The organism is Thermosynechococcus sp. M98_K2018_005, assembly GCF_015295825.1.
In the GTDB taxonomy this organism is placed as follows: Bacteria; Cyanobacteriota; Cyanobacteriia; order Thermosynechococcales; family Thermosynechococcaceae; genus Thermosynechococcus.
The window spans coordinates 1-19,073 of the sequence record NZ_DVEH01000031.1 but is presented as its reverse complement, the minus strand read 5'-3'; the positions used below and the strand labels follow the sequence as shown (position 1 = coordinate 19,073).

Sequence of the window (19,073 nt, the reverse complement as noted above, 5' to 3'; positions counted from 1 at the left end):
GTGTGGGGCATTGACCACGCCCGCCTGCATACCACCTTAAAAACCCAGCAATGGCTCCCTGTGGGGGCACGCATCCTCATTGCTCTGTCGGGGGGGCAAGACTCCGTTTGTTTAACACGCCTGTTGCTCGATCTACAGCCCCACTGGCAGTGGTTTTTGGTGGCTGTCCACTGTGATCACCGCTGGCGTGCAGATAGCGCTGCCAATGCAAATTTTGTCCAGGCGCTAGCGCAGCAATGGCACCTGCCCTGTGAGGTGGTAAGTGCGCCGCCGATGCCGCAAACCGAAGCAGCAGCTCGTTCATGGCGCTACCAAGTCTTTGAGACCGTGGCCAAGGCGTTGGATTGTACCCATGTGGTGACAGCCCACACCCAGAGCGATCGCGCCGAAAGTCTCCTCCTGCATCTATTGCGTGGCACCAGCCCCGATGGCCTAGCCACCCTCTTGCCTAGCCGTTCTTTGGGTGCGATTCAGTTGGTACGCCCGCTCCTAGGGATGACGCGAGCGGAAACGGCTGCCTTTTGCCAAGTCTACGGATTACCTGTGTGGCAGGATGCAACGAACCACCATCTCAACTATCGCCGCAATCGGCTGCGTTTGGAGTTAATTCCCTATCTACAACAGCACTTTAATCCGAATGTGGAACAGGTGCTTGCCCAAACTGCTGAACTGCTCGCCAGCGATCGCGCCTATTTCGAGGCTGAGGTGGATCGTCTTGCCCCCACCGTGATCCGCGAGCATCCCCCTGCCTTGGATCGGCTGCGCCTACGGGAATTACCCCTCGCCCTGCAACGCCGCTTGATCCAGCGATTTCTGCGTCAGCACCTGAAACGGGGTGTAGATTTTAGCCTAATTGAAGCGGTGCGTCCCCTGATCACAGCAGGCAATGGCAGCCAAACCTCAACGCTGCCGGGGGGGTACCACCTACGGGTTTGTGGCCAGTGGCTTGAATGGGTTAGACCAACGGCACCACCGCCTGAATCTGTTCCCTCGGATCAAGGGGAGCGATCGCCACCCCCACCGCCTCTTTATTGAGGAGGGGTATCTCTTCGCCGTTGGTGATCCAGGCTCGCTCTTGGGTCGTCACTAGTGCTAGGGGGCTACCGCCACGGCCAATGCCCGCCAAGCGATCTGATTTTTGCCGCAGGGGCATCGCTAACTGGCCTAAATGACCAAGGGGCACAACTTCCATTAGGGGCAGGGGCACTTGTTTACCAAGGCCTGAAGCGGTAACAAAGATAACATTCTCCAGTTCCGACAGGGCGATCGCCCCCACCAAGGTCTCCTGCACACTGAGGCGCACCGCCGCTTGGCCTTGATTCAGCCGTCCCAAAGCGGGAATATCGGGGATTAAAAAGTGAAAGACCCGCCCCCGCGAGGTGGCTAAGACCAAATGCTCTGCATCCGCAGGCAGAACCCAACCGAGGGCATCTCCCGCCTTGAGTTTTGTGAGTTGGAGACCGCGCCCGCTCAGGTCTTGGAGATCTGAGATTGGAATGACCTTAATGCGGCCTTGGCGCGTCAGCAGAATCAGCTTCTCTACTGTGGCTTGACTGGGAAAGACAGTAAGGAGAGTTTCCCCTTGCGCCGACTCCGGCAAGAGAGTCAGTAGGGGTTGACCGCGATCGCTCTCACGGCGGCTGGTAACGGGTAATCGCTCTACAGGCAACGGATAGACTTTGCCGCTTTCGGTAAACACCCACAGGCGATCTCTAGGCTGTACCGAGAAGGCCAAAGGCAATGGCTCTGACCACGGTAGCCACGTCTGCCATTGGATACTCCCCCGACTGCGCTGGCACAGACAGCGCCCGTAACCGCGATGATTCACTTCGACCCACAGGGGCGTATCGTCACGACCATTGGTCTCCACGGTTGTGGGGGGCGGCGGCGCTGCCGTGAGGATTTGGGTGCGGCGGAGATCGGCAAACTCCTTCTTTAACTGACGTAATTCTTTCTTCAGTGCCTTGAGGCGCTCCGGACGCTGGCTAATTAGGGTTTCCAACTGGGCAATCCGCGCTTGTAGCTCCGCCTGTTCCCGTTCCAGTTCTTGACGCTCCTGTTGGGTGAGGCGGCGTAGGGGCATGGCAATCAGGGCACTGGCTTGGCGATCGCTCAAACCCAAGCGTGTCATCAATTCCCGCTGGGCGGTACTGCCATCCGCTGCCGATCGCAAAATCTCAATCACCTGAGCCACCGCACTGAGACCGATTAAGAGTCCTGTCACCACATGCTGGCGGGCTTGAGCGGTTTCAAGCTCATGGCGATACTGCCGTAGCAGGGTCTGCTCCCGGAACTGAAGAAACTCACTGAGAATCTCCTTCAGGGAGAGTTGGCGGGGTTGATTGCCCACCAGTGCCATCAAGTTGATGCCATAGGTGACTTGCAGTGCCGTTAGGCGGTAGAGTTGCTCCAAGAGTTGCGCCGCTGAGGCATCCCGCTTCAGTTCAATCACCACCCGCAGCCCCTCGCGATCGCTCTCATCCCGCAGATCGGCAATGCCCTCAAGGCGACCTTGATTCACCAAATCCGCCACCTTCTCAATCCATGCCGCCTTATTCACCTGATAGGGTAGCTCCGTCACCACAATGGCTTGGCGACGGTGGCGGCCGCGTCCGGGCTGAATATCCTCAAGGGTGACCACCCCCCGCAGCGTGATCGTCCCTCGCCCCGTGGCATAGGCGCGCAGCAATTCTGCCCCATCCACAATCACGCCCCCCGTGGGAAAGTCGGGTCCCGGTAGGTGGGTGAGCAGTTCCTCTAGGGAGAGATGGGGGCAATCAATGAGCGCAATCAGAGCATCCACCACTTCCCCCAGATTGTGGGGGGGGATATTTGTGGCCATACCCACAGCAATTCCCGTTGAGCCATTCAACAGCAAAATCGGCAGTTGTGCCGGCAGCACCAATGGCTCCTCTTGGGAACTGTCAAAGTTGGGGACAAAATCCACAATGGCGTCGCTGATATTCTGCAGTAGCGTGCGGTGGGCGATCGCTGCTAAGCGCGTTTCCGTATAGCGCATCGCCGCCGGAGGATCATCATCAATGGAGCCAAAATTGCCATGCCCTGCCAAGAGGGGATAGCGACTACTAAAGGGCTGTACCAGGCGCACCAGTGCCTCATAGACCGCTTGATCCCCGTGGGGGTGATATTTCCCCAGCACATCCCCCACCACCCGTGCACACTTGCGAAAGGGGCGATCGGGCGTCAGCCCCAACTCGTACATGGCATAGAGAATCCGCCGATGCACCGGTTTTAGCCCATCCCGCACATCTGGTAGTGCCCGCCCCACAATCACACTCATGGCGTACTCCAGATAGGAGCGTTGCATTTCACTGTGCAGTGGTGTCGGAATCACCTGTCCAGAGGTCAGCAAATCCAGTTGTTTGGGCATGATCACGAACAAGCCAAAGGATCATTCCCCACAATACAAGAGTTTTGCGAATTGTAAAGTAAGTTAAGACTCCGTTGGGGTTGCTTCCTCAAGCTTCTCCTTGGTCAGCCGCGCCACTAGTTCCTTAACGAGGATGTAAATGATCGGCACCACAAAGAAACTGAGAAGTGTGGCCGCAAGCATGCCGCCCGTGACACTTGTTCCCAAGGAGTGACGGGATTTTGCCCCGGCACCCGTAGCAATGACCAGCGGGAAGATGCCCAGAATAAAGGAGATGGCCGTCATCAAAATGGGGCGCAGCCGTTCCTCGGCGGCAGTGATCACCGACTTGACAATGGAAGTGCCCCTGCTTTCGCGAATTTGGTTGGCAAACTCCACAATCAGAATCGCATTTTTACTGGCGAGGCCAATCAGCATCACCAAACCAATTTGGCAAAATACGTCATTACTCAGCCCCCGCCACCACTGTGCCAGCAAAGCGCCCATGATCGCCAAAGGCACCGAAAGGATAATGATCAAAGGGTCAATATAGCTTTCGTACTGCGCCGAGAGCACGAGGAACACAAACACGAGACCAAGACCAAAAATCAACGGTGCCTGACCTGCGGAGCGGATGGACTCTAGGGATAACCCCGTCCAGCTATAGCCGATGCCATTGGGGAGAACCTCCTGAGCCAAAGATGCCATTGTCATCATCGCTTGACTATCACTGAGGGGCGGTATATTTTGACCGGTAACCTGCGCCGAACGGAACAAGTTATGGTGATAAATAATGGGCGGTGCTGAAACCTGTTCAATCGTGACGAGATTGCTGAGGGGAATGAGGGCATTTTGCTCCGAGCGTACATAGATGCGGTTGATGTCATCGGGATTCGAGCGAAACTGCTTATCCGCCTGTACAATCACTTGGTAACTGCGAGCAAAAATCGTGAATTGGTTAACGTATAACGACCCCAAGTAAATCTGCATGGCATTAAAAATATCCTTGAGGGGAATTCCCAAGGCAAGAGCGCGGGTGCGATCGACCGTTACATTTAACTGGGGGGCATTTATGGCAAAGGGGGTATTAACAGCAACAAAACCGGGAGTACGATTTGCTTTCAGGATCAGCTCGTTCACCGAACTTGCAAGGGCTTGAAGGCCCAGACCCTGCTGATCCATCACCTGCATATCAAAGCCGCCAAGACCACTCCCACCAAGGTTAATGGTCGGCACATTAGATGAAAACACCACTGCTCCGAGTTCACCCCCTACAGCCTTCTGAAACTGGGGCAGCAACTGATCAAGGGTTGGCCGCTGTGACCAGGGCTTGAGACTCGTAAAGATAATTCCCTTGTCTGAACCCGTGCCGAAGAAGCTAAAGCCGCCAATGGCAAAGGTATGTTCAACCGCTGGATTTTGGGCGATCGCATCCGCTGCTTTGAAGACGATATTACTCGTGTACTCTAGGGAGACCCCCTGGGGCGATTGTACGAGGGTGACAAAATAGCCCTGATCCTCTTCTGGGACAAAGCCACCGGGGACAATCTGAAACAGCCCGTAGGTCAGCCCCAGCAGTGCCACAAAGCCTGCCAGCACCCAGTATTTTAGGCGCACGACCCGATTCAGGTTGCGCTCATAGCCCCGCCGCATCGTGTCAATAAAGCGGTTGATCCAGCGAAACAAGATAAAGTTCGCCATCGGGGGACGTTCCCGCCGCAGGAGCAGGGCGCACAAAGGGGGAGAGAGGGTTAAAGCATTAAACGTCGAAAGGGCGATCGAAAAGACAATTGTCAAAGCAAACTGCTGATAGAGCCGCCCAGTGACCCCCGGAAAAAAGGCCACAGGGATAAAGACCGCCATCATCACCAACGAGGTGGCAATCAATGCCCCTGTCACTTCCGCCATCGAGCGACTGGCGGCTTCTTGGGGGGGCATGCCCTCGTCTTCCATAAGACGCGTGACATTTTCCACGACCACAATGGCATCATCCACCACCAGCCCCGTGGCCAGCACCAGACCAAACATGGTCAAGCTATTGATTGAGAAGTCAAAAGCCTTCATAAAGGCAAAAGTGCCCACCAAGGAGACAGGGATTGTTACCGAGGGAATAATCGTGGCACGCCAATCCTGAAGGAATAAAAAGATCACGGCAATCACAAGGATGATGGCCACAATCAGCGTAATGACCACCTCTTTGATCGACTCCTGCACTGCGTCGGTGGTGCTAAAGCCCACACTCCATTTCAGGCCGGGGGGAAATTTCTCAGCTAAGATAGCCATTTCGGCTTCAACAGCGCGGGCAATGTCGAGGGCATTGGCACCACTAAGTTGATAGATACCAATCCCAACGGCGTCACGGCCATCAAACTGAAAGTTGGTGTTGTAGTTTTGTGCCCCTAGCTCGGTGCGACCGACATCGCGAATGCGAATCACAGAACCATCTTCGCCGCGCTGAATAATAATGTCGGCAAACTCTTCTTCTGAGGCCAAGCGACTTTGGGCTTGAATGGAAATTTGAAACTCCTGTCCCTCTGGTGCTGGCGGAGCACCAATAATCCCGGCTCCCACCTGGACATTTTGATCGGAGAGGGCACGTACCACATCCTGAGCCGTAAGACCGCGACTGGCTAAGCGATTGGGATCAAGCCAAATCCGCATGGCATAGGTGCGTTGACCAAAGACCTGAACCTGTCCTACCCCGTTTAAACGTTGCAGGGGTTGCACCACGTAGAGGGTCGCGTAGTTACTGATGAATGTGGAGTCGTAGTTGTATCCCTCCTCTGGGTATAGGGCTAAGGCCAAAACAATCTGATTCGTGGATTTGCTGACATTTACCCCAGTGTTGATGACCTCTGGCGGCAGTTGGGAGGTGACTGATGCCACTAAGTTATTCACATCCACCGCAGCAATGTTTTCGTCGTAGCCCTCAGTGAAGGTGATCGTGATATTGCTGTTGCCAAAGCTGTCACTGGTGGAGTCAATGTAATCCATCCCCTCCACGCCATTAATTTGCGTTTCTAAGATCGTAGTGACATTCGTTTCAACGGTTTCAGCGTTGGCACCTGCATAATTGGCAGATACCTGAATTGTCGGCGGTGTAACGTTAGGGTAATATTCAATGGGCAGCGTTGGCAGCGCGATCGTCCCCACCAGAATAATCAGCAGAGAACAAACAGTGGCAAAAACCGGGCGCTTAATAAAAAAATCGCTAATCATGCTCTTTTAAGACTCAGGAGTAATGGGGACACCATCGCGCAGGCGCTGAATTCCCGAGACAACAATTTGCTCTCCCGGTTGGAGGCCTTCAAAAACTTGATATCTATTCCCTTGGATGGCTCCCACTTGAATGGGCTTTTGTTTGGCAATCATGTTGCCCTCGGCGTCTTTTTCGGCAACAAAGACAAAGTTTTGGCCGGCAAGATTGGAGACAGCCGTGGTCGGCACCAAAATCCCCGGTTGCTGCTCGAGAATAATGCGGGCTTGAATTTGTTGATCGGCACGGAGATTATTCCGCATATTGTCGTAGAGCGCTTTCACTAAAATGGTTTGGGTATTGTTTGTGGTGTTGGGGGCAATGAAAAAGACGGAACTCGTACCGACGACATTGCCATTCATGTCTATTAATTCCACCGGCGTCCCCATGCGAATGCGGGGGACTTGCTCAATGGGCACTTGGATATAGACTTCTAGGGGTTGATTTGAGGTCAGGGTGAGGAGGTCGGTTTGGGGCGTTACAAAATCGCCCACTTTGGGGGGAATGTTGCCGACAACACCACTAAAGGGAGCACGCACCTGAAACCAATTCAGGACAACGGCCTGCTGCTGAGCATTGGCTTGGGCAGCCAAGAGGACTTTTTCTAACTGGGCAATAGTAGCCTGTTGGGCACGAATATCTGCTTCGGTTTGTTGGAGTGCTGCTTGGGCAGTGCGAAAGCTGGTGATGAAGGATTGCGCTTGTTCTTTGGAAACAGCCCCTTCTGCAAAGAGCGCTGTATAGCGTTCCGCTTGAATCCGATTGAACTCTACAGTGGCCAGATTGGAGCGGCGCTGGGCTTCAAGGGCGCGGAGGATCGAGCGGGCATTCTCTACATTGGCTTGGGCAGATTGAATCGCGGCTAAATTGCTGGCCACAACGGCTTGCTGTTCTGAGGGGTCAATGAGAATGAGGGGCTGGCCTTGAGTTACAAACTGGCCGTTTTGAACATTGATTTGAGCAATTCGGCCCGAAACTTGGGGTTGTAGAGTGATCGACTCACGGGATTGCAAAGAGGCGTTGTAAACAGCGGTTTGCGAAAGGGTTTCCGTTTGAACCGCAGCAAGTTTCACCCGTGCCGCTGGGGGCGGAGCCGTTGCCTTTGGTTGGCTACAGGCGGTAGCAAGGAAGCAAAGACTTCCTAGGAGAGCTGACGTGAACAGTTGCCGTTGCACCATACCTCAGACTTTGAAATATCACCCACAGTCGGCAATAGGTATCCTCAGTCTAGCCTAGAGGCGCCTATGGCGAGTGCTGCTTTAATAATTGGTTTCTGTGTCTCTAGGCGGAATACAGAATAGCCCCTATTGGCAATCCTCCGCTAAGATGTAGAGCAAGGGGCAGGGGGTCATTTCTGGCTCACCTTAGAGGCTAGGACAGTCCTTGCACCAACCTTTATCTTATCAACGACAGTACAGGTACCAGTGGCTCTTACCAAGAAAACACAGCAAGAACAACCCATGATTAATGAGCGCATCCGTTTTCCTCGGGTGCGGGTGGTGGATAGTGATGGTTCCCAATTGGGGATTATGTCGTCCCAAGAGGCGATCGCGATCGCCCGCGAAAGGGAACGTGACCTTGTGCTTGTGAGTGACAAGGCAGATCCACCCGTTTGCAAAATTATTGACTACGGCAAGTTTCGCTTTGAGCAGGAAAAGAAGGCGCGTGAAGCCCGCAAAAAGCAGCACACCTCCGATGTCAAAGAGGTGAAGATGCGCTACAAAATTGAAGAACACGACTACAATGTGTGCATTAATCGCGCCGAGCGGTTCCTCAAAGCTGGAGACAAGGTGAAGGCCACTGTGACGTTCCGAGGACGGGAAATTCAGCACTCCCACTTGGCAGAAGAACTCCTCAACCGCATGGCCAATGACCTGCAAGCGGTGGCCGAGGTGCAGCAGGCGCCAAAGCAAGAAGGGCGCAATATGATCATGTTTCTGGCGCCGAAGCGGTAATCAATGCTGGGGGGCGTATGTTTGGCTTTCGTCCAGACCCCAAATCCACCCCGCTGGATATTTCAGCCCATGAGAAACCCCGTTCGGCACTCCTGCTAGCGATCGCTGCCCTTGTCACGATTTTTCTTTGGCAGATTCCCTTGGGAAACTATCTGCTGTATCCCTTTACAATCTTGGCCACATGGTTCCACGAGATGGGGCATGGCCTCACGGCGATGCTGTTGGGCGGCTACTTTCGGGAATTGGTCATCTATCCCAGTGGTTCAGGATTTGCGCGCTATGGGGGCGAGGTGCTGTTGGGCAATTTGGGACATGGCTTAGTTGCCATTGGCGGACCCCTAGGACCCGCGATCGCTGGCAGTCTCTTTATTTTGTCGAGCCGCTCTCATCGGGCCACAGATATTTGCCTCAAAGCCCTAGGAATGATTATCCTCGCCTCAGTGGGGCTGTGGGTGCGATCGCTCTTTGGCATTCTCTTCATGACATTGGTGGGGATTGCCATTCTGCTGGTGGCCTATCGCGGCAATCGCTGGCTCAGGGGGATTTCGATTCAGTTTCTTGGGGTACAGGCTTGTATTAGCACATTTGAGCAGGTGGACTACCTCTTTACCTATGCCATTCCGGGGGGGCAGCTTTCCGATACAGGGCTTCTCCAACGGTACCTCTGGCTTCCCTATTGGCTATGGGGGGCGCTGATTTCTGTGATGACGTTGGGGCTGTTGCTGTGGAGTCTTCAGGTGGCCTATAGCCGGTCTAAGTAATGCCCCAGCGGTGTCGCCAACGACTGGTCGATTCACGGTGAGCGGTTTGCTGCTCCGCTTGGCGGCGCGATCGAATCATCTCCGCACTGTCCCGCAGCTGCGGATCGCGGTAGGGAATACCCGCCCGGGTTTGCAAATGTTCCTGCTCCATCAGCGATAGGGGAATAAGCTGATCTGCTTGCCAGCGAGCCACGGTTCCCTGTGCCCACTCATGACTGTGCTGGGGGGCAACAATCGGCAGCGTCCCAAGGTGTAAACCCGCCTCCTGCAAAGCGGAACGAACGGCAGCAGCGCGACAATAGGTGGCCAAATGCCCCTCAGGTGCTAAACACTGAGCCACTAAGCTGAGAAACTCTACCGTCCAGAGTTGCGGACAGCGCTGGGGTGAAAAGGGATCAAGAAAAATCGCATCTGCTTGGAATCCTTGGCGAACAAGGTCTTGAATGGTTTGGCGGGCATCGCCAATTAAAAGCTGTGCCTCACAGTGGGGGGTGGCTACCTGCTGTTGCTGAGCTAGTCCTTCAAGAATCCCTTGAACCGATGCTGACCAAGGGGGCATGACCGCTAAAGCTGCTTGGGGAACGCCCAGATCCAGTTCTAGGCCGATAACGGTGACCTGACAGGTGGGATTGTGGTGCCAAATAACCTCTAACGCAGCGGCTGTGTTGTAGCCCAAACCATAGCAGATGTCCAAAAGTCGCAGATGAGAAGCTTGGGCTTTACGGGGCAGATCGGTGGCGATCGCGAACTTTTCAAAGGCTTCTTGGCGCGCTCCCCCAAGGCTGTGGAAGGTTTCGCCAAACTCTGGAGAAAAAAATGTAAGGGAACCGTCTGCCGTAGGTCGAGGCTGCCAGATTGAGTTCAAGGCAGGAGCTAAGTTTTGGGAATAGGCCATCACTGCATTTGCGTGGGGGTCTGCGGTTGGGGGGCAGGTGGTCGGTTCATGATCATAACGCCAATTCCCACGATCAAAAGAACAATGACGATCCCGCCCACAATCAGCAGCCAAGGGGGAGAGGATTTGGGGGCTGGCACGGGTCCTGGACTCGCCGCCCCGGGTTTTGGGGGTGGAAGATTCAGTGGTGCTTCGTGGGGTGGCGGCTGATGGCTCAGCTCTTCCTCTGCTTGGGTAATTGTTGAGGTCATGGGCACAGCCTTAATGCTGTGATAGTTGACGCCCTTCAAATACTTGATAAACTCCGCCTCGCCCATTGACACAGTGGCATAGTGCGCCTTGACGGATCCGCCAAAGTTAATTTCATCTCCATCTTTTAGCTCATGGCTTTGCACCCGCTGGCCATTCACTAGGATACCGTTGGCACTGGGCTTACCATCGGCATTCCCATCCACCACGCGATAGCGATAGCCATTTGGTGAGGGAATCCGCAGCAGCAGCGCGTGTTGCCGTGAGACACCGTGACCATGAATCACGATCGCATTGGTGACATCACGGCCAATGGAGTAGGTTGCCGCATCCAAAGGGATCGTGCGCTTACCCGTTTCATCCTCAATGTTGAGTAGATGGCGCTCACGGCTATCACTCATGGGAACACCTGAGACTGAGATCAACTTTTACCCACTATCTTAGCCTGAGTTGCAAACAGCTGTATTGCACAAGTTTCTAAATTAAGTCAAAGGAAACAGACGTATTGGGGCTAGGGTCTGCAGTTGTTGCCCAAGGCGAAAAGCTTGGGGTTCATAGAGTTCGAGGGTGAGGGCAGCAGGGAGTTGCTGGATAAAAGCGCGCGATTGCGGCAGGGGCAAACCCGCAATTTTTGTAATTAAGTTGCCAATTTCTAGGACAGCTTCCGCATTGCGGGGGAGCCCCACCCACAGCCGCCACTGGCGGCGAGGCGCCATTTTGCCCTGTTCAATCCGCCGTAGGCCATCAATTGTGGCTAAGACAATCAGGCGATCGCCCGTAGCAAGTTGCAGTGTGTCACTGGGCAAAAACTGCTGACTGGTCTCACCGCCGAGAAACTGCTCATGGCGATTGTAGAAAATGGGGATGACTGCATACCCATAGGCCACTTCACCAATTAACTTGCCCTCAAGGGTGTCGCCGGCAGTAACGGTGTAGTCAGCAATCAGTACCGTCTGCTGATCAATTTGAAACAGACCCAGCATTGTTTCGCCAAAGGCAGCACCAGCAAAGGCCTCAGCAGCAAGGGCATAGGCACAGAGGGGGCGGGCACGGGGTAGGAGATCCCGCAGATCATTAGTGAGGCTGGGATCATGGATGCCAATGACCAACCCAATGGGGGACTCGCGCTGCTCCGTGGCTTGGCGGGCAATTAGGGCTGCCTCTAGGTTCAACATTTCATCAGCAGTGGTGAGAACCACACTTTTAGCGGTCTCCAAATGGGCTTGGGAGAGCTTTTCTGGAATATTGCCAAGGAGCATGGGCAGGTCTGCAAAAAGCTGAGTTTGCTCTGGGTTGTCCACGAGTAGAACAAGGGGTTGACGGAAAGCACGTAGGATTTGCACCACCTGTTGACCAATGCGATCTAACCCAACAACGATTACGTGATCCGCCGTGGGCAGGGGGGGACGTTTCTTGAGAAAGTCAAACCGCGCTTGCAGCAGCTTTTCCGCCAAAAGTCCCAAGATACCGACAATAAAGAGGAGACTGACGATCGCCACCAGAATACAGACCACCAGCAGCCACGGGGGAATCGGATCGTTTTCTAGGCCGCCAAAGACATCGCCAAAGCCGCCTAGCAGGAGAATAAACCCAGCAGCAAAGGCCTTTTGCCATGTGAGATCGGGGACGTTGTGGCGCAGTAGGATCGCGGTCAAAAGCCACAGACCACTGCCAATCCAAAGGCCATTGAAGATCAACTCGCGGGAGCGATCGCCATGGATCCACTGCCAGAATTGTTCTGCTTGCTCAGGCAGTTGGCGCACCTGCTGAATGAGGCGCTGGATGGGATTGGGGTCGGGGATAGGCAAGGATTTCACCACTTCCACCCGTTCAATCCAAATGGGGCGATCGCCCACCTCAAAGCGCAGATCTGGTGGCCAATGGTTAAAGAGGCGGTGGGGACGAGTCGGCTGGAAGATGGAGGATTGGGAATGACAGGCGCGAATACTAATCAGGCGTTGGTGACGGCGCCGCCAGCGGTGGGCAGGCGTACCCACGAGGGGACTCTCAGCGGTAATCGTTTGTTGCAGTACCCGAAACTGCTGACCCTCAATCGTAAACGCAGCAAGGATGTTTTCCTCAAGGGCCGCAAGGGCGAAGGCAGGAGCCGGCAGTTCCGTGGGATTGAGCGCCACAAAGCTCCCCAGTTTCTTCTCTAGGAGTGCGTTGAGATTATCGCGACTGGAGCGCACCACAAGATGGACGTCGGGATTTAAGCGCCGAGCCACAATCGCCGTCGCAATGTTGGTGGCCTCATCACTCGTGACTGCCAATAAGGTACGACAGCGATCAATCCCAGCCGCTTTAAGAACCGCCTCCTGCCGACAATCACCGATGATGACAGGTTCACTGAGTAACTCCGTCAACTGGGGAATTTCCCACTCAATGTTGGCGTGGCGTTCAATGGCACAAATCTCTATGGCCAAATGCTCACCTGCAAAGCGGCGCAGACTTTGGGTACACAATTGCCCCAAACTGCCAAGGCCGCAAACAATAAAGCGATCGCAGCTACCCCCCTCTCCCAACTGTATGATGGACGCTTCTGCCGAGGAAGTAGACCACGATTTCCACCAATAGGGAAAGAATTGATAGGGTTCAGCCACAAACAGAAGGAGACTTCCCTCGTTCCACTGCTGCCGCAGGAGAGTGCCCCACTGGGTGAGGCGGTCAAGGTCAACCTGAGTGGACTCAATCCAAATGGCAAGGTGGCGATCGCCGACATCAATGAACCACCTTGCACTGCTACCCAATAGTTGGTGCAGTTGGCGGTCAATGACATCTTCAAGGCTGGCCATAGCCTCCTAGCCCAAATAGGAGAGTAGTACCTCTTTCTCCAACTGACGACCGATCACCACTAGACGGGTTTGGCGTGACTCTGCCGCTTGCCACGGGCGATCGTAAAACCAGTCTAACCGCTGGCCAACTCCTTGTACCACAAGACGCATCGGCTTGCCCTCAATGGCTGCAAAGCCCTTAATACGGTAAATGTCGGGTACCTGTAATAGCTGCTCAAGGGATTGACGCAGGCGTTGCAGATCCCAAGCCCCCAGCTCTAAACAAACCGCTTGAATCTCCGCGTCGTGGTCATGCTCCTCCTCAAAGTCATGGTGGCTGGGTCGCTGCCCCAAGTTCTCCTCAACCGCTGCATTAAATCCCAGCAGCAGATCCACCGACACCTGTCCTTGGTGAGCTGCCAACAGCTTAACCCGTGGGGGCAATTGACGGCGCAGTTCAGCGATGAGCAGCTCCACCTGATCGGGAGTCAGTTGATCCGCCTTGCTGAGAATCACCAAATCGGCACAGGCCAGTTGATCATTAAAGAGTTCCTCAAGAGGCGTATCTTCATGCTCGAGGTTCGGGTCCGCCTCCTTTTGGGCAAAGAGCGCCTCTAAATCTGCACTCACTTGACCCGCTGCCAAGGCAACACCATCCACGACGGTCACAACCCCATCAACAGTAGCCGCATGGCGTACCTCCGGCCAACGGAAGGCCATGACGAGGGGCTTGGGCAAGGCCAGTCCCGACGTTTCAATGACAATGTGATCGATCTCCTGCCGCCGTGCCAAGAGGGTCTGCATCGTTGGCAAAAACTCCTCCTGCACTGTACAACACAGACAGCCATTGGTGAGTTCCCAAATGCCCGCCGCGCGATCGCAACAGGATTGCAACAACTCGCCATCAATGCCAACATCGCCAAACTCATTGACAATCACGGCAATACGCCTGCCGGCGGCATTCTGGAGCAAGTGCCGAATCAGCGTGGTTTTACCACTCCCGAGAAAACCAGTAATAATCGTGACTGGAATTTTTGCACTCATTAAAAAGCCTCAATGTTAGGAAAGTCTTTGAGTTGATGGGCGGCTTCGCCACAGGTTCGTGGTGTTGGAAACACCTTTTCGGGGTTGGCGAGGCGTTTTGGATCAAAAGCAGCGCGCACCTGCTGCATTGTTTCCAGATCTGCTGGACTAAACATTTCACTCATAAAACAGGCCTTATCACTGCCAATACCATGCTCTCCAGAGATACTTCCCCCCAAGCGCACACAGAGCTTGAGAATTTCCCCCCCCAAGGCCTCTACTTCCGCAAGGGCACCGGGAACCGATTGATCGTAGAGAATCAGAGGATGCAGGTTGCCATCGCCGGCGTGAAAGACATTGGCAATGCGATAACCACTGCGCCGACTTAGCTGCTCAATTTCCTTGAGGACAGTGGCCAGTTGACTGCGGGGAATCACCCCATCTTGGACAAAATAGTTGGGACTGAGGCGACCCGCAGCAGCAAAGGCGGCTTTGCGACCCTTCCAAAGGCGGAGCCGATCTTCGGCCTCTGTGGCCACGGTAACTTGGCGTGCCCCCTGTTCATAGCAAATGCGCGTCACTCGCTCCTGTAAAATCGGCACTTCAGCATCTAGGCCATCCACTTCCACAAGCAGCACAGCGCCAGCATCGCGGGGATAGCAGTTGGTGGCCACGACATCCTCAACGGCATTGATACTGAGGTTGTCCATAATTTCCATGCCAGCGGGAATGATACCAGCGCGAATAATGGCGGAAACCGTTTCCCCGGCCGCTTCAATCGTGGTGAAGTCCGCCAATAGCACGGCGATCGCCTCCGCCTGTTTGAGAATGCGCAGCCGAATTTCTGTGGCAATACCGAGAGTGCCCTCAGACCCGACAAAAACCCCCATGAGATCATAGCCGGGCATTTCTGGGGCTGCACCACCGAGTTCAACAATCTCACCATTGGGCAAAACCACTGTCAGTCCCAGCACATGATTCGTGGTCACGCCATATTTCAGGCAATGGACACCGCCGGAGTTCTCGGCCACATTGCCGCCAATGGAGCAAATAATTTGACTCGACGGATCGGGGGCATAATAGAAGCCCTGATCGGCCACCGCTTGCGTAACCCACGCATTAATAACCCCTGGCTGCACTACCACCTGCTGATTGGCCAGATCAATGTCTAAAATCTGGTTCATGCGAGAAGTGACGATGAGAATCCCCTCAGTGTGGGGCAAAGCACCCCCCGATAGCCCTGTCCCTGAGCCACGGGCAACAAAGGGAATCCGATAGCGATCGCACACTTTGAGGATCGCTGAGACCTGTGCAGTGGTTTGGGGGAGCACGACCAGCTTGGGCCGCTGCCGATACAGGGATAGGCCATCGCATTCATACACAAGGGCTTCTGCTGCATCACTGATGACGCTCCCCTTGCCGACAATGGCTGTTAGCTCCTCTGTGACCCGCTGCCAAGGGGTAATTTGCTGTAGTGTGGACATCCCCAGTGCTCTGAAACCGCCTTCTCTTATCCTAAATTGGCTCCCCCTTGAAAAAATGGGGGCAGGGGGGATTTGACATTGCTTTACTGAATAGTTATAAAATTATATTTAGAACCACTAGGCTGAAGTAGTAACTGTTTTAAGTCTAGTTTTAGGTCTAGTTTTCAAGCTGGACGAGTCCCCTCACACTTTACCCCATAAAGGAGTCCGCTATGCTATTTCGCCAACTCTTTGACTACGACACTTGGACTTATTCTTACCTGATTGCTGATGAAGCCACAGGTGAGGCCGCCTTGGTGGATAGCGTCCTTGAACAGGTGGAGCGGGATGTGCAGTTAATTGAGCAATTGGGGTTGAAACTGCGCTACTGCCTCGAAACCCATGTCCACGCCGACCACATTACCGGGGCGGGCAAAGTCCGCGAACGCACAGGCTGCAAAACCCTTGTGCCCGAAAATGCCCATGTGGACTGCGCCGATGGCTATATTAAAGACGGTGAAGTGATTCACGTCGGGAGCATTCCCATTCAGGCGATCGCCACCTTGGGGCACACCGATAGCCACATGGCCTTTTTGGTGAATGGCACCCACCTGCTGACGGGGGATTCCCTCTTTATCCGTGGCTGTGGGCGCACTGACTTCCAAAGTGGCGATGCAGGTGCAATGTACGATGCGGTAACACAGCGGCTCTTTACGCTCCCAGACACCACCTTGGTCTATCCCGGCCATGACTATCGCGGTCACACCGTTTCCACCATTGGTGAGGAAAAACGCTTTAATCCACGCTTTGTCGGTCGCGATCGCCAGCAGTTCATTGAATTCATGGCCAACCTGAACCTGCCGGATCCCAAGAAAATCATGGAAGCGGTGCCCGCTAACCAACAGTGTGGCATGGTTGCCGCTGCCGTCTAGTCTTTTGACCCCTGATTGTTAGCCAACCCTAAGTAACCGCTTGAGAACCAATGACTATGACCCCAACAACGACTGAATCTCCCCTCATTTCTGCGGCCGAACTGCACGATGCCCTGCAACGCCAGCAGGTGCTGCTGATTGATGTGCGTGAGCCAAGCGAATACAACAATGCCCACATTCCCGGAGCGCTACTCTGTCCTTTGGCCAATGTGAAGGAACTTGAACCCCCCTGTGACACCCCAGTGGTGCTCTACTGTGAATCTGGCCGGCGATCGCGCATGGCCTACGAAACCCTTGCCAGTCGGGGCTTCAAAAACCTGAAAAACCTTGAAGGGGGCATTCAACGCTGGAAACAGGGGGGCTATCCGATCACGGGTGCGGTTAGTGCGCCCATCAGCCTGATGCGGCAGGTGCAAATTGTGGCTGGCAGTCTGATTCTCACGGGAGTGATCTTAGGCTTTACCGTCAATCCGGGATTCTTCTTCCTGTCGGGCTTTGTCGGTGCTGGTTTGGTGTTTGCTGGTGTCACCGGTACCTGTGCCCTAGCACGGGTGTTGGCACTGCTGCCCTTCAATCGCCCACAGGTGAAATAACCCATGCTGAGCTACTGGATAGGGCATGGTCTGGCGATCGCCATCGGCTTGAGTCTGGGTCTATTGGGGGGCGGCGGTTCTGTCCTTGCCCTGCCAGTGCTGGTCTATGTCATGGGCATTGAAACCAAGGTCGCAATCCCGATGACGCTTGTGATTGTCGGCAGCGTCAGTTTACTGGCAGTGATTCCCCAGTGGCGGCGTGGCTACGTTAATTTGCGTCTAGCACTGATTTTTGGTTCGGCCACCATGATTGGTGCCTATCTCGGGGCGCGACTGGCAGCCTTGCCTTGGATTACCGATACGGTGCAACTCTTACTCTTTGCCGTTGCCATGATGGTGGCAGCAATTTTAATGATTCGGCGGCAACAGCGTCCCCCTGAACTCACCCCGCCGCAAAGTTCCCTTGAAAGCCAGCTTTATGCCCCCCCAGTATGTAAGTACTGTTGGCTGTGGCTGCCCACAGAAGGCATTGGTGTAGGTATTCTAACGGGGTTGGTGGGAGTTGGCGGGGGCTTTGCCATTGTGCCTGCCCTTGTTTTATTGGGGAAAATTCCAATGCGGCAGGCGATCGGTACCTCACTGCTGATTATCACGGCTAATTCAGTGGCTGCGGTTTGGGGCTATCTCGGCACTGTTAACTTAGATCCACGCTTGACCCTGACGCTAACCTTAGCAGCCGCCAGTGGTTCTCTTATCGGTAGCTACCTCAGTCACCGCATTTCTGCGAAGCGACTTCAGCAGGGCTTTGGTTACTTCTTAATTGGCATTGCGGCCTTTGTGATCCTGAAAACCCTACTGGCACCTCCCCAGCGCAGCAAAAGCTCTTCCCTGCCGCCGCGGCACTACCTTACTGCATCCCTGCCTGCAAGACAAAGCCGGGCCTAAGACTCTGTTTCAGGAGCCTCTGAAGCACTCTGCTGTTGCCCAATTTGATTGAGCAGCGAAAGAACGCGACTGCCCCGTTCGAGTGATCGATCCTCAATAAACACGACCTCCGGTGTCCGCCGCAGCCGAATGCGCTGCCCCAATTCCCGTCGCACAAAGCCTGAAGCCGCCTTCAATCCGGCCATCGTTGAGCGGCGTACCTCATCGGTACTGTAGATACTGACGAAGATCTTAGCGTGCTGCAAATCACCGGAAACTTCCACATCGGTGACACTGACCATGCCCGCCCCCACGCGCTCATCGCGGATTTCATACATTAATAACTGGCTGACTTCCCGTTTGATTAATTCTGCTACCCGTGCCACCCGTCGTTCGGTCGCCATGGCGGGCCTCCTTTTCTCGGTTGTTGGCAAAAACTATCCTGCACCTCCCCTATCTTATCAAGACAGCTATCGCTCTGTTTCTGGCTGGCGGGCGATCGCTCAAGACTTCTGTTGCATGCTCTAACCCAAGGGTATAGTGAAGGCTTCCTGCATCGCTGCAGGCGCAGGCACGGTCTTGTCTTCCAGCGTGATGCACACATACCAGCCATCCGCTTGCCAGTGGCATCAGGAAATAATTCTTTCGTTTGTTTCAGTTGTGCCGCTTGAGAATAGTAATTTAAACATTCAGGAATCTCACCAATGGGTTGAGAGACCAAGGAGCATTGGTCAATGAAGCAGCGAGTGCGATGCAACCAATCCAGTCTTTGTCCCAAGCAGTAGTTCCAATGTCGCCGCAGCAGCTCTAGGCATTTTCAGGGTAGGGCTTCTTGGTCGTTGTTGGATTGGATGCGGTACTCATAGGTGAGAATCATGCAGCCAATTATAGGAGTGATGTGGGCAGGCTAAAACCCCTCCGCTTCAGCGAGGGGATAC

The 19,073-nt window shown here is 54.5% G+C and carries 15 protein-coding genes and 1 pseudogene; 6 read left to right on the top strand and 10 right to left on the bottom strand.

Going from position 1 to position 19,073, the window contains the following annotated elements; all coding sequences use genetic code 11:
* Positions 1–1,035 (top strand): tRNA lysidine(34) synthetase TilS, encoded by a 1,035-nt coding sequence (gene tilS, locus IGQ15_RS04070; RefSeq protein ID WP_297048881.1) that lies wholly within the window; start codon positions 1–3, stop codon positions 1,033–1,035.
* Here the strand turns inward: tilS and IGQ15_RS04065 are convergent.
* From IGQ15_RS04065 to IGQ15_RS04055, 3 genes are all read right to left on the bottom strand, one after another.
* On the bottom strand, positions 956–3,391 hold the full coding sequence (locus IGQ15_RS04065; protein WP_297048880.1) for a DNA topoisomerase (ATP-hydrolyzing): 2,436 nt from the start codon (positions 3,389–3,391) through the stop codon (positions 956–958). The genes tilS and IGQ15_RS04065 overlap by 80 nt on opposite strands.
* A gap of 63 nt (positions 3,392–3,454) precedes the next feature.
* Positions 3,455–6,589: an efflux RND transporter permease subunit gene (locus tag IGQ15_RS04060; RefSeq protein ID WP_297048878.1), complete on the bottom strand. Its 3,135-nt coding sequence runs from the start codon at positions 6,587–6,589 to the stop codon at positions 3,455–3,457.
* A gap of 6 nt (positions 6,590–6,595) precedes the next feature.
* Complete coding sequence (locus IGQ15_RS04055; protein ID WP_297048877.1) at positions 6,596–7,804, bottom strand: efflux RND transporter periplasmic adaptor subunit; 1,209 nt, start codon at positions 7,802–7,804, stop codon at positions 6,596–6,598.
* Positions 7,805–8,086: 282 nt separating this feature from the next.
* Between IGQ15_RS04055 and infC the strand changes: the two genes are divergently transcribed.
* A complete protein-coding gene (infC, locus tag IGQ15_RS04050) occupies positions 8,087–8,581 on the top strand; it encodes a translation initiation factor IF-3 (protein ID WP_297048875.1) in 495 nt (164 codons plus the stop codon).
* A 17-nt stretch (positions 8,582–8,598) separates the two neighbouring features.
* Positions 8,599–9,342 carry a M50 family metallopeptidase gene (locus IGQ15_RS04045; protein WP_297048873.1) on the top strand — a complete coding sequence of 248 codons (744 nt, stop codon included), beginning with the start codon at positions 8,599–8,601 and terminating at the stop codon, positions 9,340–9,342.
* Here the strand turns inward: IGQ15_RS04045 and IGQ15_RS04040 are convergent.
* The 5 genes from IGQ15_RS04040 to glcD all read right to left on the bottom strand — a co-directional run bounded on the left by IGQ15_RS04040 (position 9,335) and on the right by glcD (position 15,767).
* Positions 9,335–10,237 (bottom strand): MnmC family methyltransferase, encoded by a 903-nt coding sequence (locus tag IGQ15_RS04040; RefSeq protein WP_297048872.1) that lies wholly within the window; start codon positions 10,235–10,237, stop codon positions 9,335–9,337. The genes IGQ15_RS04045 and IGQ15_RS04040 overlap by 8 nt on opposite strands.
* Positions 10,237–10,887 carry an FHA domain-containing protein gene (locus IGQ15_RS04035; RefSeq protein ID WP_297048870.1) on the bottom strand — a complete coding sequence of 217 codons (651 nt, stop codon included), beginning with the start codon at positions 10,885–10,887 and terminating at the stop codon, positions 10,237–10,239. The genes IGQ15_RS04040 and IGQ15_RS04035 overlap by 1 nt, the downstream gene beginning before the upstream one ends.
* An 81-nt stretch (positions 10,888–10,968) precedes the next feature.
* The gene (locus IGQ15_RS04030; RefSeq protein WP_297048868.1) at positions 10,969–13,281 is read right to left on the bottom strand and encodes an NAD-binding protein; all 2,313 of its coding nucleotides are present in this window, start codon (positions 13,279–13,281) and stop codon (positions 10,969–10,971) included.
* 6 nt (positions 13,282–13,287) lie between these two features.
* Positions 13,288–14,304 carry a cobalamin biosynthesis protein CobW gene (gene cobW, locus IGQ15_RS04025; RefSeq protein WP_297048867.1) on the bottom strand — a complete coding sequence of 339 codons (1,017 nt, stop codon included), beginning with the start codon at positions 14,302–14,304 and terminating at the stop codon, positions 13,288–13,290.
* Positions 14,304–15,767 (bottom strand): glycolate oxidase subunit GlcD, encoded by a 1,464-nt coding sequence (glcD, locus tag IGQ15_RS04020; protein ID WP_297048865.1) that lies wholly within the window; start codon positions 15,765–15,767, stop codon positions 14,304–14,306. The genes cobW and glcD overlap by 1 nt, the downstream gene beginning before the upstream one ends.
* A gap of 212 nt (positions 15,768–15,979) precedes the next feature.
* Between glcD and IGQ15_RS04015 the strand changes: the two genes are divergently transcribed.
* Genes IGQ15_RS04015 through IGQ15_RS04005 form a run of 3 tightly spaced genes read left to right on the top strand, consistent with a single transcriptional unit; the run spans position 15,980 to position 18,156 of the window.
* Positions 15,980–16,678, top strand: coding sequence for an MBL fold metallo-hydrolase (locus IGQ15_RS04015; protein ID WP_297048863.1), 699 nt, complete (start codon positions 15,980–15,982; stop codon positions 16,676–16,678).
* 56 nt (positions 16,679–16,734) lie between these two features.
* The gene (locus tag IGQ15_RS04010) at positions 16,735–17,271 is read left to right on the top strand and encodes a rhodanese-like domain-containing protein (RefSeq protein ID WP_297048861.1); all 537 of its coding nucleotides are present in this window, start codon (positions 16,735–16,737) and stop codon (positions 17,269–17,271) included.
* 3 nt (positions 17,272–17,274) lie between these two features.
* Positions 17,275–18,156, top strand: coding sequence for a sulfite exporter TauE/SafE family protein (locus IGQ15_RS04005; protein ID WP_297048859.1), 882 nt, complete (start codon positions 17,275–17,277; stop codon positions 18,154–18,156).
* Here IGQ15_RS04005 and rbfA read toward each other — a convergent pair.
* On the bottom strand, positions 18,153–18,539 hold the full coding sequence (gene rbfA, locus IGQ15_RS04000) for a 30S ribosome-binding factor RbfA (protein ID WP_297048857.1): 387 nt from the start codon (positions 18,537–18,539) through the stop codon (positions 18,153–18,155). The genes IGQ15_RS04005 and rbfA overlap by 4 nt on opposite strands.
* 224 nt (positions 18,540–18,763) lie before the next feature.
* Positions 18,764–18,940, bottom strand: a pseudogene (locus tag IGQ15_RS12000) (RNA-guided endonuclease TnpB family protein); the annotation flags it as partial.
* Between the last annotated feature and the right edge of the window lie 133 nt (positions 18,941–19,073).